The organism is Streptomyces sp. Y2F8-2, from assembly GCF_014905555.1.
GTDB classification, from domain to species: domain Bacteria; phylum Actinomycetota; class Actinomycetes; order Streptomycetales; family Streptomycetaceae; genus Streptomyces; species Streptomyces cynarae.
Window position 1 is genome coordinate 15536 of sequence record NZ_BNGS01000002.1, and the last position, 15223, is coordinate 30758.

The following is a 15223-nucleotide window of genomic DNA, read 5'->3' on the forward strand; positions in this document are numbered from 1 at the left end:
TAAAAAACGGGTACACGCATGCTCGAAGTGCTCGACAGTCTTGCCGAGGCGGCTCCAACGCCCGGTAACACACCGGTAATCCGTCATGGCCGAAGGAAAGATGAGCACAGCATTGCCCGGAAATGAGAACGCGGTGAAGGAGGCCGGATAGATTCGGGCAGCGCTCACATCCCGGCTTCGACACCAAAGAAAGTGGGAGCAACCTCGACATGTCCAGTACCCTCGAACAACTCACCCGTGACGCCGAAGAGCACGGCAAGCGCTACGTCGAGGCGTTCAACGCCGGCGACATCGACACCCTCAACGCGATGTACACCGAGGACGCCATCTCGGTCTGGGAGCCCGGCAACCCGCTCACCGGCAAGGACCGTGAGGCTTCTCTGGCCGAGTTCATCGCGCAGAAGCCGAGGATGACCGCCACGCTCCGCGAGTCGCACGTCACCGGCAACACGGCGCTGCTCGTGGTGGACTGGGCCATCGACATCTCCACACCGGAAGGCGACGAGCACCTGGAGGGGACGGGGCTCGACGTCCTGCGCCTGGGTCCCGACGGGAAATGGCGATTCGCCATCGACAATCCCTTCGGCGAGACAAGGTAATCCACTGGTCATTCGGTGGCCATGGTGCGGGCGTCCCGCACCATGGCCATGTCGCCGTGCATTCGCGTTCCGTCTCCCGTACTGATCGCACCGTGGAGTGGCAGCCAATGACGTCATCCGAATCCACACTCGGCCCGAAGGCCGCGGAATTCGTGAACCGCTCGCACCGTCTCTACACAGGCGGTGCCTTCGTCCCTGCCGCGGACGGCAGGACCTTCCCGACGTACGACCCGTCCACCGGCCGGCGCATCACGGACGTTCCCTACGCCGGCCCCGCCGACGTCGATGCCGCGGTGTCGGCGGCGCGCTCGGCCCTGGACGGCGCCTGGGGCTCCCTTCCCGCGCTGGTGCGCAGCAGGATGCTCACCAGACTCGCCGAACTGATCGAGGAGAACGCCGCCGAGCTGGCCGAGATCGAGGCACTGGACGGCGGCAAACCCGTATCGGTCAACGAGGTCATGGACGTCCCCGCCGCGATCGAGCACTTCCGCTACTACAGCGGCTGGCCTACCAAGATCGAGGGCGAGACGATCCCCGTGCACCTGCCCGACACCCTGTGCTACACGCGCAAGGAGCCGGTGGGTGTCTGCGCCCAGATCATCCCGTTCAACTATCCGCTGATGATGGCCGCCTGGAAGGTGGCGCCCGCGCTGGCGGCGGGCTGCACCGTGGTGCTCAAGCCCGCCGAGCAGACTCCGCTGTCGGCGCTCCGCCTCGCGGAGCTGATCGAGGAGGCGGGCTTTCCGCCGGGCACGGTGAACATCGTCACCGGCGACGCGGGCACCGGTAGGGCCCTCGTCGACCACGAGGGCGTCGCCAAGATCGCGTTCACCGGATCCACCGCGGTCGGCCGGGAGATCGCCGCCCGGGCCGGGACCGGACTGAAACGGGTCACGCTGGAGCTGGGCGGCAAGAACCCGAACATCGTGCTCGCGGACGCCGATGTCGAGGCCGCGGTCGCCGGGGCGTTCAACGGCGTCTACTTCAACAGCGGCCAGTCCTGCATCGCCGCGTCCCGGCTCTATGTGCACCGGAGCCTGTTCGAGGAGGTCGTCGGCCGGCTGGCCGAAGCCGCCGACAAGGCCCGGGTCGGCCCCGCGCTGGACCGTGCCACGCAGTTCGGTCCGCTGGTCTCCGCCGAGCAGTACGACCGGGTCCGCGGTTATCTGCTGGACGGGCTCGAAGCCGGCGCCTCCCTGCGGGCGGGCGAGGTTCCCCCGGCATCGCCCCAGGGCGGCTACTACGTCAGGCCCGCGTTGTTCACCGGTGCCACACCGGGGATGCGCATCACCCGGGAGGAGATCTTCGGGCCCGTGCTCGTCGCCGCTCCGTTCGACGAGGTCGACGAGGTGGTGGAGTACTCCAACGACACGCCGTACGGGCTGGCCGCCGGCGTGTGGACCCGAAGCCTGGGCCTGGCGCACACGCTCGCCGCCCGGCTGCAGGCCGGCATGGTCTACCTCAACTCATGGGCCTCCGGCGACCCGGGCGCCCCCTTCGGCGGAGTCAAGGCCTCGGGTATCGGCCGGGAGATGGGCCGCACCAACCTGGACGCCTACCTGGAGACCAAGACGGTCTGGACCTCGCTGGGCAGCTGACCGACGAACCGGCCGGGACGCCCCCTGGCACCTCGGTGTCAGGGGGCGTCCTCGCGTGCCCGGCCGTGCGGCGGGGATCAGGCGGCGACCTTCGAGCGCGTGTACACCGGCAGCGACACATGCCCGTTGGAGACGAACGACTCCAGCGGCAGGAGCTTGTCCGCCGGCTCGGCCAGCGCCAGGTCCGGGAAGCGGTCGAACAGGGCGGGCAGCGCGACCTGCGCCTCCAGCCGGGCCAGCGGCGCGCCGAGGCAGAAGTGCACTCCGTGCCCGAAGGACAGGTGATCGCCACGGGTCGGCCGCGTGATGTCGAAGTCGGCCGCCGTGGCACCATGGACCTTCGGATCGCGGCCGACGCCCGCGAAATTGACGAGAATGGCGTCGCCCTTCGCGATCGTCACGTCCTCCAGCTCGATGTCGTCGACGGCGTACCGCAGCGGAAGGCTGCCCAGGGGCGACTGAAAGCGCAGCGTCTCCTCGATGGCGTCCTCCCACGAGGCACGGCCCGTGCGCACCAGCTCGAGCTGGTCGGGGTGGGTCAGCAGGGCGCAGACCGCGTGCTCCAGCAGATTCACCGTGGTCTCGTGCCCCGCGGTGTACATCAGGAACACGGTGTCGAGCAGCTCCCGCTCCGACAGGCCCGCGCCGTCCCCCTCGTCGCGCACCGCGATCAGGGCGCTGGTCAGGTCGTCTCCCGGCGTCTCGCGCTTGTGGGCGATGAACTCCATCGCGAGGGTGTAGAGCGCCATCTCGTTGGCCCGCGCCTCTTCCTCCGAAGAGGCGGTCTGGAAGATGGCGGCCATCATGTCCGTCAGCTTGACGCGTACGTCGTCGGGTATGCCGAGCAGCTCGGAGATCACCCTGGTGGGCAGCGGGTAGGCGAACTCCTGCCGCAGGTCGAGCGGTTGGTCACCGGGCGCCGCGGCGATGCCGTCCAGCAGCTCGGCGGTGACGGCCTCGATGCGCGGGCGGAGCGCCGCGGTGCGGCGCGCCGTGAACGCCTTGGCCACCAGCCTGCGCAGCCGGGTGTGCTCCTCACCGTATGCGGTGATCATGTTGCGGTCCTGCACCCAGATGGCCAGGGGCCAGGATCGCGCCAGTTCTCCCTCGCCGTTCTCCCAGGCCGGCCAGTGGCGGTAGGCGTCGCGCGAGACGCGGGCGTCGGTCAGCAGTCGCTTGACGAGGGCCTGGTCGGTGACCGACCAGGCGGGAACTCCGCCGGGCAGTTCCACCCGGGTCACTGGTCCCCTCTCACGCAGAAGAGCTGCCTCCCCGTGTATGTCACGCCCTGTGGGATCAATGGCGAACGGGCAGGATGGATTGGTCACGGCGGTCTCCCAGGCTCGCGAGCCGAACTCATTCGGTGAACGCAGGTTCTATGCAGGGTGCATTCAGACTACGGAGGGCCTGTAATCGGCCGCTCACGACCTGGTCTTGGCCTTGACTCACTTACCTCGAGGTAACCACTGACTTATATGTTCGTACTTGTGACCACCTGCTTCCATGAGTGAGCCTGTGGTGGCGACCGGAAGCCAGTTCTCGGCTCATCGCGTTCCGCACACCAGTTTCTGAGGGGATTTCATGAGCACGTACGCGGGCAGGAAAGCTGTCATCACCGGCGGAACCATCGGAATGGGCCTGGCCACGGCCAAGGCTCTGGTCGACGGCGGCGGCGAGGTTCTCGTCACCGGGCGGAACGAGAAGAACCTGGAGGCCGCTCAGGCGGAACTGGGCGCCAAGGGCCACGTCGTACGCTCGGACACGGCCGTTCTGAGCGACATCGAGGAACTCGGCGGAATCGTCGAGGAAAAGCTCGGGCAGATCGACCTGCTCTTCATCAACGCGGGCTTCGCTCAGCCCGGCCCGTTCGGTCATGTGACCGAGGAGCTTTTCGACGCCACCTTCAACGTCAACGCCAAGGGCGCCTTCTTCACTGCCCAGCGTCTCGCACCCCTGGTCAAGGACGGCGGCGCCATCGTCTTCACGACCTCCATCGCCAACGACTCCGGCAACCCGGGCATGGGCCCCTACGCCGGAGCCAAGGCCGCGGTGCGGGCGTTCACCAAGGTCATCGCGGCCGAGCTGCTTCCGCGGAACATCCGGGTCAACGCCGTCAGCCCCGGCTTCATCCACACGCCCACCGCGGGTATCACCGGCGCCACCCCGGAAATGCTGCAGGCGTTTGAGAAGATGGGTGACCAGATCACCCCGATGCGCCGCCACGGCTCGTCCGACGAAGTCGCCCAGGCCGTCCTGTTCCTCGCCTTCGAGGCCACCTTCACCACGGGTGAGGAGCTGAACGTCGACGGCGGCCTCGGACAGCGCGTCAACCGGCCGCAGGGCCAGTAGGACAGACATCCCCCGCCCGCGGGAAAGCCTCCTCGCCGTGCGCCCGGACCCACTCCGGGCGCACGGCCATTTTCGTGTGCGGGGCACGCAAGTATGGCCGATTACCGCCGCTACGTGCGTCGACGCATCGCCGAGAACTGCCGGTTACCGGGCCATGACCGTTTCGGGGTGCCGTTCTGCGAGGCTGCAGGCGTTACCCCTGACGGGCTCCGGCTGAGCGGCGGAACGCTGCTCGCGAATCCCGTGGCGCGTCGACGGACAAGGAGACGGAATTGGCCGCGCAAGCAATTGACGTCGCATCCGTACTGGCTGCTGTTCGCGAAATAGTCCCCAAGCTGCGGGAGAACGGACTCGAGGCTGAGGACCGGCGCTGGCTCCCGGACGAGAATGTCGATCTACTGGAAAAGGCCGGCGTGTTCCGCATGGCCACGCCGAAGGTTTTCGGGGGACTCGAGTTCTCGGTCGCCGACCAGGCCGCGGTGTTCGCGGAGATCGCCCGTGGCGACGTTTCCACCAGCTGGATCGCCAGCGTCTGGGTGTCGAGCGCCTGGATGATCACCCTGTTCCCGGAGGAGCTCCAGAAGGAGATCTTCGCGACCCCCGACGTGCGCATCTCCGGCGGGTTCACCCCCTCGGGCGTGCTGACCCCGACCGAGGGCGGGTTCGTCCTGAACGGCTCCTGGAAGTTCAACTCCGGATGCCGCGGCGCCCAGTGGAACATCGCCACGTCGCTCGTGCAGCACCCGGACGGCAGGACCGAAGAGGCGATCGCGCTGGTGCCGATGCGGGAGTTCACCATCGAGGACGACTGGAACACCTCGTCCGTCGCCGCGACCGGCAGCTGCACCTCCACGGCCACCGACGTCTTCGTGCCGGCCCACCGTGTCGTGCCGACCGACCCGGCCGCGTTCGAGGCCGCCCTGGCCCAGCTGCCGGAGGACTGGCAGCCCACCGGCCGTGAGTACGGCCTCTACAGCTACATCATCTCCCAGGGGGTGGCCACGTTCCTCGGCGCCGCCCGCGGTGCGCTGGAGCTCTTCCTCGACCGGCTGCCGGGCCGAGGCATCACCTACACCTCCTGGACCGACCAGAAGCAGCACCCGCTCACCCAGATCCAGGTCGCCACGGCGGACGCCAAGATCTCCGCGGCCGAGGCCCTGATGCACCAGACCTACCAGACCCTCCAGCGGCGCGCCGACGCCGGCGAACAGCCCACGCTGGAGGAGAAGGCAGCCGTCCGCGGCCACAGCGCCTACGCGGTGCAGCTGGCCAAGGAAGCGGTGGACGTGCTCTACAACGCCAGCGGTGCCACCGCCATCCAGCGGCGGGTGCCGATCCAGCGGTTCCACCGCGACATCCAGGGTCTCGCCCTGCACGGCATGATCCTGCTCACTTCCAGCCTCGAAGTCCACGGCCGCGTCCTGCTCGGCCTCGACCCCGACACCCCACTGCTCTAGGGCCCGGCCTTCGGATCAGCTCGGCGTCGCCGGGGTCTGCCTCACGCTCCCCCACCGCCTCCACGGCGTGGGGCACCCCCAGCGGCGTCGTCGTCGGTCGCCGACTCCCACCTCGCCTTGCGGCTGTACGCACAGACCCCGCCCGGCGGGCTGAAAAGGGCTGTTCGTCACGGCCGGCCTGATCCGACAGGCAGACCCCGACCCGATCCGAGCCCTCCTGCTCCCGGTGCGGAGGGTGAACCACCGAAGGAAGCAACGTGAACAGAGACAAACGCCTGCCTCAACTCCCCAGCCGGCGACCGATGTCGCGCCGGACCGTCCTGAAGGCAGGCGGCCTCACGGCACTGGCAGCCACAGCGACGACGGTTCCGGCCTTCGCCGATGGCACCACGTCCGAGGCGACGACGAAGGACGTCATCGTCATCGGCGCCGGCTACGCCGGCGTCACGGCGGCCCGCGAGCTGAAGGCCAAGGGACTGCGTCCGGTGATCCTCGAGGCCCGTGACCGCATCGGAGGCCGGACCTGGACCAGCACCTTCCAGGGCCAGCCGATAGAACTGGGAGCCCAGTGGATCGGCCCGGCGCAACCCCTGGTCAACGCCGAGCTCAAGCGCTACAACATCGGCACGCTCACCGGGACCCCGCCCACCCGCATGATCATGCCGTCCAGCGCCGGCTTCAAGGCGTTCCCGCCCGACGAGGTCGACACGCGGTTCGGCGCGCTCATGGACCGGCTCTTCGAAGGCGCGCAGGACCTCTTCCCGAAACCCACCGACCCGCTGTACCGCAAGGACCTGGTCAGCGCGGTCGACGGGATGTCGCTGCGGGACCGCCTGAATCAGCTGCGGTTGTCTGCGGAGGACGAGAGCTGGCTCAGCGGCACGACCGCCGGCTACTCGGGAGGGACCAGCGACATCGGGGCGTACACCGCCCTGGCCCAGTGGTGGTCGCTGGCCGGCTACAACCTGGCCGGCTACGACGCCGCCATGTCCCAGCGCCTCTCGGGCGGTATGGTCGGCCTGCTCCAGGCCATGCTGAATGACGCGGATGCCGTGCTGCACCTGAACTCCCCCGTGATCTCGGTGGCCGACGACGGCACCCAGGTGCGCGTCACCACCCGGTCGGGGAAGGTGTACAAGGGGCGGGCGGCCGTGGTCGCCGTGCCGGTGAACGTGTGGAAGACCATCAGCTTCACCCCGGGTCTGCCGCAGGTGCACCAGCAGGCCACGGCCCAGGGCGTCGGGGTCCCGCACGCCACCAAGGTGTGGATGAAGGTCAGCGGCGTCTCCGACCGGGTGATGGCGCAGGGCCAGGAAGGGACCACGTTCACGACACTGCTCTCCCAGGGAAGCGTGACGGGCGGTCAGCTCATGGTCGGCTTCAACGGCCTGCCGGCGCTGAACGGCTCCGACCGCGCCGCCGTCGAGGCGGCCGTCCGTGTCTTCCTTCCGGAGGCCAGTGTCGTGGAGGTCGTGGCGCAGGACTGGGCCAAGGACCCGTACGCGCTCGGAGGTTGGGCCCTGAGGCGCCCGGGGCAGCTGACCACCCAGCTGCCCGCCATCCAGCAGCCGCAGGGCCGCGTGGCGTTCGCCTCCGGGGACATAGCCAGCGGCTGGGTCGGCTTCGTGGAGGGCGCCATAGAGTCGGGGCTGCGTGCCGCGCAGCAGGTGCTGAGGCTGACGGGATACAGCGTCGCGGCCTGAGGCGACAGTGAGGAGCCGGTTCCCCGAACCACGAAGGGGAACCGGCTCCTTCACGTTTCAGCGGGTCGTGGTCGCACCGGCGTGGAAACGGCCGTCGAAGAAGAGCAGCCCCTGCCGGCCGGGCCCCCGTGTCGAGTCCAGGACGGCGCCGATGAAGATCGAGTGGTCACCTGAGTCGTAGAAGTCGGCCAGCTCGCACTCCAGCCAGGCCAGCGCACCGGAGAGCAGGGGTGCTCCGGTGCGCGGGCCCGGCCGCCAGTCCACCGATTCGAACTGGGAGGCACCCAGCGGACGCGACTTGTCCGCGAAATGGCGCGCCAGGTGCTCCTGGTCGGCTCCCATGATCGAGACGGCGAACCGCCGCTCGGCGCTGATCGCCTTGTGCATGACCGCACTGTGCGCCACGCAGCAGAGCACCTGCGGTGGTTCCAGCGACACCGAGCTGAAGGCGTTGGCGGTCATGCCGTGCAGATTGTCCCCGCCGACGGTCAGCGCTATGACGCCGGTGGCGAACCGTGCCATGACGTCGCGCAGTGAAGAAGGCGCCAAGGTGGGCGTCGAGGGCCCCTTGTCGGACATGTCATCCTCCCGTAGTCCCCGGATTCCCGGATCGCCTGCACGCAGTTCCTGGAGGGAGGCCACCCGGTCATGCGTGGTCCGGCTTCCCGCAGACGGCGGGCCGTTCCGCCCCGAAATTCCGAACAGAGTCGCACGACAAGATATCCGCGGAACGGAACGGCAGTACCCATCCGCAGGTCATCCCCCGCTAATGTCAGGTGGCGACGTCCGCGCTTACCGCGACGTGACCGCCGATTGACGGCCCTCTCTTATGCCGCCCCTAGAGTCGGAGTGATGCGGACAGGACCGCCGTCACGGTCCGAGCGCAGCAGACCGCCACTCACGGATGAAAAGAGGCCCGCATGAACTCAGCGTCATCCGAAACAGAACTCGCCGAGCCTCAGATGCTCGATTTCCTTTCGTTCCTCGGGATCGACGTCGAGTACGTCCGCGGCGAAGGCAATACCCTGTACTTCATCGACGGGGACAACCGTGAAGTACCGGTTCTCGACTACGCGGGTGGATACGGGGCCCTGGTGCTCGGCCACAACCATCCCGAAATCCTGGCCGCCGCCAGGGAATTCCTGGAATCGGGAACACCCGTGCTGGCACAGGCGTCCCGCCAGCCCTGGGCCGGCCGGGTCGCCACCACGTTGAACCGGATCATCCAGCGGGAGTTCGGCGGCGAGGAGCCCTACTACGCCGTGTTCTCCAACAGCGGTGCCGAGTCCGTCGAAGTGGCGCTGAAGCACGCGGAGTTCGACCGTGTGATGAAGGTCCAGGCGCTCACCGCGGAAATCACCGCGCACATCGACAGCGCCCGGTCCGCGGTGGGCTCGGGCGAGGCGACGGTACCCGGCAGCTCCCTTCGCGCGGTCGGAGCGCAAAGCGGTGCCGGCGCCGCGGAATCCTTCGAGAACCTGGTGACCGAGCTGGTGCGCCGCAACGCGGAACAGGCTTCCAGGCCACCGGTCTTCCTCACCCTGGAGGGGTCCTTCCACGGAAAGCTGGTGGGCAGCGTCCAGCTGACGCACAACGCCTCCTACCGGCATCCGTTCTCCGCGATGGCCGCGCAGGCCCGCTTCCTGCCCTTCGAGCAGCCGCAGGCCGTGGCCAAGCTGACGGAGGAGGAGCGGGCCACCGTGTTCGACGTGGCCGTCGAGGCCGGCGAGGTCCGGGTCGTCGAGCGCCCGTTCCCGGTCTTCGCCGCCTTCGTTCTCGAAGTCATCCAGGGCGAGGGCGGGATCAGGGTGGTCTCGGAGGAGATGGCCCGCGCGGTCCAGCAGGCCTGCGAGGCGGTCGACTGCCCCGTCGTCGTGGACGAGATCCAGAGCGGGATGGGTCGCACCGGGGCGTTCTTCGCCAGTTCGCTGATCGGGCTGAAGGCCGACTACTACACCCTCGCCAAGGGGCTCGGCGGTGGGATCGCCAAGGCCGCGGTGACCCTGGTGCGGGAGCGCCGGTACCGCAGGGAGTTCGAGCTCGTGCACAGCTCGACCTTCGCCAAGGACCCCTTCTCCACCGCGATCGCCCACCGCACACTGGAGATCACCGAGTCCCGCGACGGCGAGGTCTACCGTCTGGCCCGCGCCGCGGGCGACCGACTGCTGTCACTGTTCGCCTCGCTGCGCGAGGAGTTCCCCGATGTGATCAAGGACGTGCGCGGCAAGGGCCTCATGCTGGGGCTCGAGTTCCACGACCGGTCCGGCTCACCGGCCGCCGGCATCCGGGACGCGGCCGCCTCCGACATCCTCGGTTACGTCATCTCCGGCCACTTGTTCCGCGTGCACCGAATTCGCACGTTCCCGACCGCCAGCGCGGTGAACACCCTGCGCTTCGAGCCGTCGGTCCACCTGAACGAGGCGGAGATCGACCGTCTTCGGACGGCGCTGCGGGCGCTGTGCAGCGTGCTGCGGGACGACAACGAGCAGGCATTGTTCGGCGGCTGACCGCTCGGCAACGCACCACCGACCTCGTTGGTTTTCGGCCAGTTATGCGGCCATTGCAGGGAGGCTGCATTCAATTGGGCATTGCTCTGCGATACCCTGACAGCCGGTGGTTTTACCTGCATTCGAACGGGCCGCCTGGGACGATGGCAGGGGTGGGAAAATGAGCGTGCGGGCGCGACCGGGCTACTGTGGTCTGGATGCCGCGATGGAAGTCGTCAGTGGTAAGTGGAAGGTTCTCATCCTCTGGGCTCTCCGCCACCAGTCACACCGGTTCGGCGCGCTGAAACGGCTCGTGCCCGGTGTCAGCGAGAAGGTGCTGATTCAGCAGCTGCGCGAGCTGGAGGCCGACGGGATCGTCCTGCGCACGACGTTCGACGAGGCGCCGCTGAGAGTGGAGTACTCCCTGACCGACCGGGGCGTGGCGCTGAACGAGGCGCTGGAACCCCTCGGCGCCTGGGGCAGGGAGCACCTCCCGGCCAAGGTCTGAGGACCTGTGCCACCTGGTGTCCGGGGACGTCGATGACGGGCGGCACGTCTTGAGCGGTCCTTGAAGTGGGCGAGGGCCTCCGGCTTCGGTGCGGACTGGGAAGTCTGCGCCGACGCTCAGGAGGTCCTCGTCGTCCCGCCGTGACGTCGCGCCGGCGACTGGCAGGCTGCTGTCCGGGCCGGTCTGCCGTCGATCACAACCGGTCGTTGCTCAGGGCCGCGGAGCCCCTCCGGGTCAGCCACACCACCGCAGCCCGCCGGGCAGCGCGCTACCGCCGGCACAGGGCAGCGGGCATGCATGAGCGCTGCCCCAAGCCCGTGGAGCAGGGCGCCCCCACTCGCCGCACGACACCACCGGGGCCCGAAGCTGAACGCTCCGGGCCCCGGTATACGGGGTGGGGCGGCCGGTTCGGGCCGCACCCTCTCCGGTCAGCCGGCCACCCAGCAGGTGCCGCCGGAGTTGAACGTCCCCGGCGGGTGCATGGAGAGCAGTGAGCGGAGGTACTGCCGCCGGTCGCCCTGCCTGTCTCCGATGGTGACCCGCAGTGCCCTGCGGAACCACTTGGCGGGGCTGGTGGTCCTGGTGTCGTCGTCGCCGGGCTCGGCCCGCAGCAGGGAGTCGAGCAGCTGGTCGACGGCCGCGTCCGACAGCGGTTCCAGCGTCAGCGTGGTCACGTGGCGCTTCCCGCCTCCCCACTCCGGGCGCAGCCGGAGCAGCTCCGGGCGGGCGGTGGCCACCACGAGCAGCGGGACGCCGGCGAAGTCCGAGAGGCCGGAGACGAAGTCGAGCAGGGCGTCGTCGGCGCGGTGAAGGTCGTCGATGAGCAGGACGAGCGGCCGTTCGAGCGTCGTGCGGCCGAGGAACCGGCCCCAGGCGCCGAGTTCGTCCTCGGTGCCGGAGAGGGGGTGCTGGGCGGCGTCGGGGTCGACGAACTTGATGAGGCAGTCGAGCAGTCGGCGTACACGTTCCTCGTCGTCGGTCAACCGGGTGACGGTGTTCACGAGCTTCTCCCGGGCGACGGGGGGCGCGTCGGAGGGCTCGACGCGGCACAGCGCCCGCACCAGCTGCCGCTGGAGAGCGAAGACGCCGTCCTCGGCGGAGCCGGGGGCGTGGCCGATGGTCATGCGGGCCACCTGGGCGCGGGCCGCGATCGTCCGGGCGAACTCGGCGAGGAAGCGGGTCTTGCCGCTCCCCTCGTCGCCCAGGACGGTGACCAGGTGCGGGGTCGCCCTGTGGCGGGCCCGCTCCAGCAGGTCGGTCACCAGCGAAAGCTCGAACTCCCGCTCAACGGTGGGCACCTTCAGATGTCCGAAGTAGTCGCGACGTATACCGAGCAGCTTCCAGTGGTGTTCCTCGCCTCCGTCGTCCGCGGCCAAGTACTCGATCATGGCCTCGGTAGCACGGCGTGTGCTGTCGCACGCCCGTATCTCACCGGCCTGCGCGCACGAGAGCAGCAGGTCGCAGGTGCTCAGCAGCCTGCCCGTGATGGAGGACGGCTGGTCGCGGTCGTCCAGGTGGTACCGCAGCAGCGCTTCCCCGGTGGCGACGGAGGCCTGGAAGGAGAGGGTGCCCCCGGTGCCCGGCCCGGCTCCGGGGAAGGTCGCGGTCTGGAGCCCGTCGCGGACAGCGAGTGCGGCAAGCACCGCCCTCTCGGCGTCGTCTCCGCCTCCGCTGTCCTCGCCGGTGCTGAACAGCGCCATGCAGACCGAGCCGATCGCGGCCGTGACGACGCCTCCGAAGTGCTCGATCCTCCGGTGCACCCACCGCGACATGTCTTCCAGCAACTCGTCCACCGCGCCCGAGTCGCCCTCGACGGTGCCGGTGTGGAACTGGGCGCGTACCAGCAGCACGCTGACCAGGCGGCGCCGGGTCGTGGGAGGTTCCGGAGCGATCCTGGCGGTGACGTAGCGTCTGGCGTCCACCGATACCGCGGCCGCCACCGGCTCACGGTCGGACGCGGGGACCGGCGCCGGGAGGGCCTCCTCCCACCGCGGTGCCTCGCCGGTGGCCGACTCCGGCTGGTGAGCGTCCAGGTCGGGAACGGGCAGCTCCTGCGCGGCGGTCAGCGGCGAGGGCCCCTTGCCGTCGGCGATCACCGGCGTCTGCCGGCGCGCGCCCCGACTGCCGCTCTCACCGGGGGCGTTGAGGGTGTGGTCGTGATTGAGGATGGCCTGCTGGAGCTCCTGCAGTTCACGACCGGGTTCCAGTCCGAGTTCCTCGACCAGCGTCGAGCGCACCCGGCTGTACACGTTGAGCGCGTCCGCCTGGCGGCCGCTGCGGTAGAGGGCGAGCATGAGCTGGCCGCAGGACCGCTCCCGCAGGGCGGTGTCCTCCACCATGGTCTCCAGCTCTCCCAGCACCGCCTGGTGACGGCCCAGCGCGAGTTCCGCCTCGAAGTAGTCCTCCATGGCGTCCAGGCGGGCGTTCTGTACCGCGGACAGTTCGGGCCAGGCGATGCCGGCCTCGGCCAGGTCCGCGAGGGCGGGTCCCCGCCACAGCTCCAGCGCTTCGCGTAACAGCCGGGCGGCCACGTCGGGGTTGCCCGCGGCGAGCGTCTCCCGCCCCTTCTCCACCTTGGCCTGGAAGCGGAACAGATCGATGGCGTCGGGGTCTACGGTCAGTCTGTAGCCGGGGGGCTGGGTCACGAGCGACACCGGTGCGGCATCGCTCTGCGCCGACGTCAGAGCCCTGCGCAGGCCCCACACGGCGTTCTGCAGGATCTTGCGCGCCGATGTCGGCGCATCGTCAACCGGCCACAAGGCGTCCAGCAATTGGCTGGTCGAAACGACGCGGTTGGCCCGTATGAGCAGGTAACCGAGCGTCGCCCTCTGCTTGGTACCGCCCAAGTTCAGAGACCGACCGCCGTCCGAGGCCTCCAGAGGCCCCAGAACCCGAAACTGCACAACTCCCCCTAGTCGCTGGCAAATGACGCATTGATCGACTGAAGCCTCAGGTCGTCACGTTCGCGGCATGATCAGGTGAGGTGCCCCCCATTCCGTACAGTGAAAACGCTTTTATTGAATCGTCCTCGTCGCGCAATGGACCAACAACTGTCCTGGAGGCGGATAGGACGCGATATCGGCTGGTGAGTTCGGTCTCTTGACGACGTCTTCACTTGATCCCAGCCCGATGAAAGGGCTTTCAGATCTCCCTGTGCCCGGCGATCACAGATGGCTGAACAACTGGAGTGTTACATTCCAGAAACCTCCGCGCGGGCCACTCCCCGTGTCGCCAGACCCTGGGGGCCCGGCCGCATGACGATCGACACCGCTTCCGCAGCCCCTTCCCCGTGTATCACCAGGCCGACCCTAAGGTAGTCGCGGACCCGAAGGTAAGTACTGACTTTCAGGTAACCGCCTACCCAGAGGTAAGTGACAGCGATGACCGGCCACGCGGGTGGCGTTTGCGACGGGGAACGCCGGCGGGCGGCCCGCAGGTCGGCGCCTTCGCAAAGGCGCGTCTCCATCGGCGGGTAATCGTCAGGTCATCCATCCGTCAGAGAATGTCACGTTACCGTCCCGTGACCGCGCGCAGTGCGAATTCTGCGAGGATTCGCAAAGCCCGAATTCAGCCGCCGGCCCACGCACAAGGAGAGCGAGAGTATCATCGCCATGACCCAACTCAACGAGTTCGAGATTCCCGAGGACCCCGACAAGCAGAACGAACTGTTCGTCCGCATCTTCAACTCGGGCGACGGGGCGCTCTACGACTCCATGTACACCGCCGACGCGATCTCGAACATCTCCGGCGCCCCGCTGACCGGCCAGGAGCGGACCGCGTTCTTCAAGGAGTTCCTGGCCTCCGGCCCGACGATCGACTCCCGGGTGCTCCAGGCGTACACGAGCGGCGACACCTCGCTGCTGATCGTGGACTACTCACTCGACGTCCCCGGCCCTGACGGGCAGACCATGCACATGCACGGCACGTGCACCGACGTGCTGATCCGTGACGAGAACGGCGACTGGCGGCTGGCCATCGACCGCCCGGTCCCGGACCAGGAGCACGCCGCCTGAGACACACCTTCGAACGACCGCCTCCCTGCCGGCTGGGATTTCTCCCCGGCAGGGAGGCACTTTCTTTTCGGGTCGGCCGGAATACGAAGACCGGCCGGACGGACGAGAGCCGGCGGTTACCGCCGCATGACTGCCCCCAGGGACAGTAAAGAGAGCGCCGGCGTTCTCTCGGCGGCAGCCTGAAATCCGGTGCCCCATCGCATCGCACCTGTGACTTCACGGAAAGGACGCGCCATGGCCGACCGAACTGATATCGCGCCGGCGAACAGGGGCGGTTCCGGAGTGGGAATCGGGACAGAAAACAGCGACCGGACGGCAGACGACCAATTCAGGCCACCGTCGGCCTTTTTCAGCCCCGCTTCCTCCGGGGAAACGGACGTGCGCATGATCCCGACCCGACAAGAACTGCTGCTGGCCGCCCTGATGCCGTTCTCCAAACTCCCCGCTTCATCCGCAGAGACGCCGTCCGGACCCGAGACAAGGACCGGGCTGGACAAGGAGATCTGATTC

12 protein-coding genes are annotated in these 15223 nt (G+C 68.5%); 9 read left to right on the forward strand and 3 right to left on the reverse strand.

Annotation, left to right across the window (positions count from 1 at the left end; translation table 11 throughout):
• Positions 1 to 209: 209 nt before the first annotated feature.
• Positions 210 to 599: a nuclear transport factor 2 family protein gene (locus SY2F82_RS05500; protein ID WP_200417830.1), complete on the forward strand. Its 390-nt coding sequence runs from the start codon at positions 210 to 212 to the stop codon at positions 597 to 599.
• 107 nt (positions 600 to 706) lie between these two features.
• Complete coding sequence (locus tag SY2F82_RS05505; RefSeq protein WP_200417831.1) at positions 707 to 2197, forward strand: aldehyde dehydrogenase; 1491 nt, start codon at positions 707 to 709, stop codon at positions 2195 to 2197.
• Between the two features lie 77 nt (positions 2198 to 2274).
• Here SY2F82_RS05505 and SY2F82_RS05510 read toward each other — a convergent pair whose 3' ends face one another.
• Entirely contained in the window at positions 2275 to 3438 is a 1164-nt protein-coding gene (locus tag SY2F82_RS05510) for a cytochrome P450 (protein ID WP_308437747.1), read from the reverse strand.
• A gap of 340 nt (positions 3439 to 3778) precedes the next feature.
• Here SY2F82_RS05510 and SY2F82_RS05515 point away from each other — a divergent pair, with 340 nt between their 5' ends.
• From SY2F82_RS05515 to SY2F82_RS05525, 3 genes are all read left to right on the forward strand, one after another.
• Positions 3779 to 4546: an SDR family NAD(P)-dependent oxidoreductase gene (locus SY2F82_RS05515; RefSeq protein WP_200417833.1), complete on the forward strand. Its 768-nt coding sequence runs from the start codon at positions 3779 to 3781 to the stop codon at positions 4544 to 4546.
• Positions 4547 to 4818: 272 nt separating this feature from the next.
• Positions 4819 to 6003, forward strand: a complete 1185-nt coding sequence (locus tag SY2F82_RS05520) for an acyl-CoA dehydrogenase family protein (RefSeq protein ID WP_200417834.1) — start codon at positions 4819 to 4821, stop codon at positions 6001 to 6003.
• A 257-nt stretch (positions 6004 to 6260) separates the two neighbouring features.
• The gene (locus SY2F82_RS05525) at positions 6261 to 7706 is read left to right on the forward strand and encodes an NAD(P)/FAD-dependent oxidoreductase (RefSeq protein WP_236041203.1); all 1446 of its coding nucleotides are present in this window, start codon (positions 6261 to 6263) and stop codon (positions 7704 to 7706) included.
• Between the two features lie 57 nt (positions 7707 to 7763).
• Here SY2F82_RS05525 and SY2F82_RS05530 read toward each other — a convergent pair whose 3' ends face one another.
• Positions 7764 to 8285 carry a flavin reductase family protein gene (locus tag SY2F82_RS05530; protein ID WP_236041205.1) on the reverse strand — a complete coding sequence of 174 codons (522 nt, stop codon included), beginning with the start codon at positions 8283 to 8285 and terminating at the stop codon, positions 7764 to 7766.
• Between the two features lie 341 nt (positions 8286 to 8626).
• On the opposite strand from SY2F82_RS05530, the gene SY2F82_RS05535 reads away from it, so the two are divergent.
• Together SY2F82_RS05535 and SY2F82_RS05540 are read left to right on the forward strand one after the other, a co-directional pair.
• Complete coding sequence (locus tag SY2F82_RS05535; protein WP_236041206.1) at positions 8627 to 10213, forward strand: aspartate aminotransferase family protein; 1587 nt, start codon at positions 8627 to 8629, stop codon at positions 10211 to 10213.
• A gap of 160 nt (positions 10214 to 10373) precedes the next feature.
• On the forward strand, positions 10374 to 10700 hold the full coding sequence (locus SY2F82_RS05540) for a helix-turn-helix domain-containing protein (protein ID WP_200417835.1): 327 nt from the start codon (positions 10374 to 10376) through the stop codon (positions 10698 to 10700).
• A 428-nt stretch (positions 10701 to 11128) separates the two neighbouring features.
• On the opposite strand, the gene SY2F82_RS05545 is transcribed toward SY2F82_RS05540, so the two are convergent.
• Complete coding sequence (locus SY2F82_RS05545) at positions 11129 to 13546, reverse strand: BTAD domain-containing putative transcriptional regulator (protein WP_236041208.1); 2418 nt, start codon at positions 13544 to 13546, stop codon at positions 11129 to 11131.
• Between the two features lie 765 nt (positions 13547 to 14311).
• Between SY2F82_RS05545 and SY2F82_RS05550 the strand changes: the two genes are divergently transcribed.
• The gene (locus SY2F82_RS05550; RefSeq protein ID WP_200417837.1) at positions 14312 to 14713 is read left to right on the forward strand and encodes a DUF4440 domain-containing protein; all 402 of its coding nucleotides are present in this window, start codon (positions 14312 to 14314) and stop codon (positions 14711 to 14713) included.
• Positions 14714 to 15097: 384 nt separating this feature from the next.
• Positions 15098 to 15220 carry a hypothetical protein gene (locus SY2F82_RS39480; RefSeq protein WP_268980372.1) on the forward strand — a complete coding sequence of 41 codons (123 nt, stop codon included), beginning with the start codon at positions 15098 to 15100 and terminating at the stop codon, positions 15218 to 15220.
• Positions 15221 to 15223: the final 3 nt, after the last annotated feature.

Excerpts from the sequence above, each read along its gene's own strand:
- SY2F82_RS05500 (WP_200417830.1), top strand. The coding sequence starts at position 210 with ATGTCCAGTACCCTCGAACAACTCACCCGTGACGCCGAAGAGCACGGC.
- SY2F82_RS05505 (WP_200417831.1), top strand. The coding sequence starts at position 707 with ATGACGTCATCCGAATCCACACTCGGCCCGAAGGCCGCGGAATTCGTG.
- SY2F82_RS05515 (WP_200417833.1), top strand. The coding sequence starts at position 3,779 with ATGAGCACGTACGCGGGCAGGAAAGCTGTCATCACCGGCGGAACCATC.
- SY2F82_RS05530 (WP_236041205.1), bottom strand. The coding sequence starts at position 8,285 with ATGTCCGACAAGGGGCCCTCGACGCCCACCTTGGCGCCTTCTTCACTG.
- SY2F82_RS05535 (WP_236041206.1), top strand. The coding sequence starts at position 8,627 with ATGAACTCAGCGTCATCCGAAACAGAACTCGCCGAGCCTCAGATGCTC.
- SY2F82_RS05540 (WP_200417835.1), top strand. The coding sequence starts at position 10,374 with ATGAGCGTGCGGGCGCGACCGGGCTACTGTGGTCTGGATGCCGCGATG.
- SY2F82_RS05550 (WP_200417837.1), top strand. The coding sequence starts at position 14,312 with ATGACCCAACTCAACGAGTTCGAGATTCCCGAGGACCCCGACAAGCAG.
- SY2F82_RS39480 (WP_268980372.1), top strand. The coding sequence starts at position 15,098 with ATGATCCCGACCCGACAAGAACTGCTGCTGGCCGCCCTGATGCCGTTC.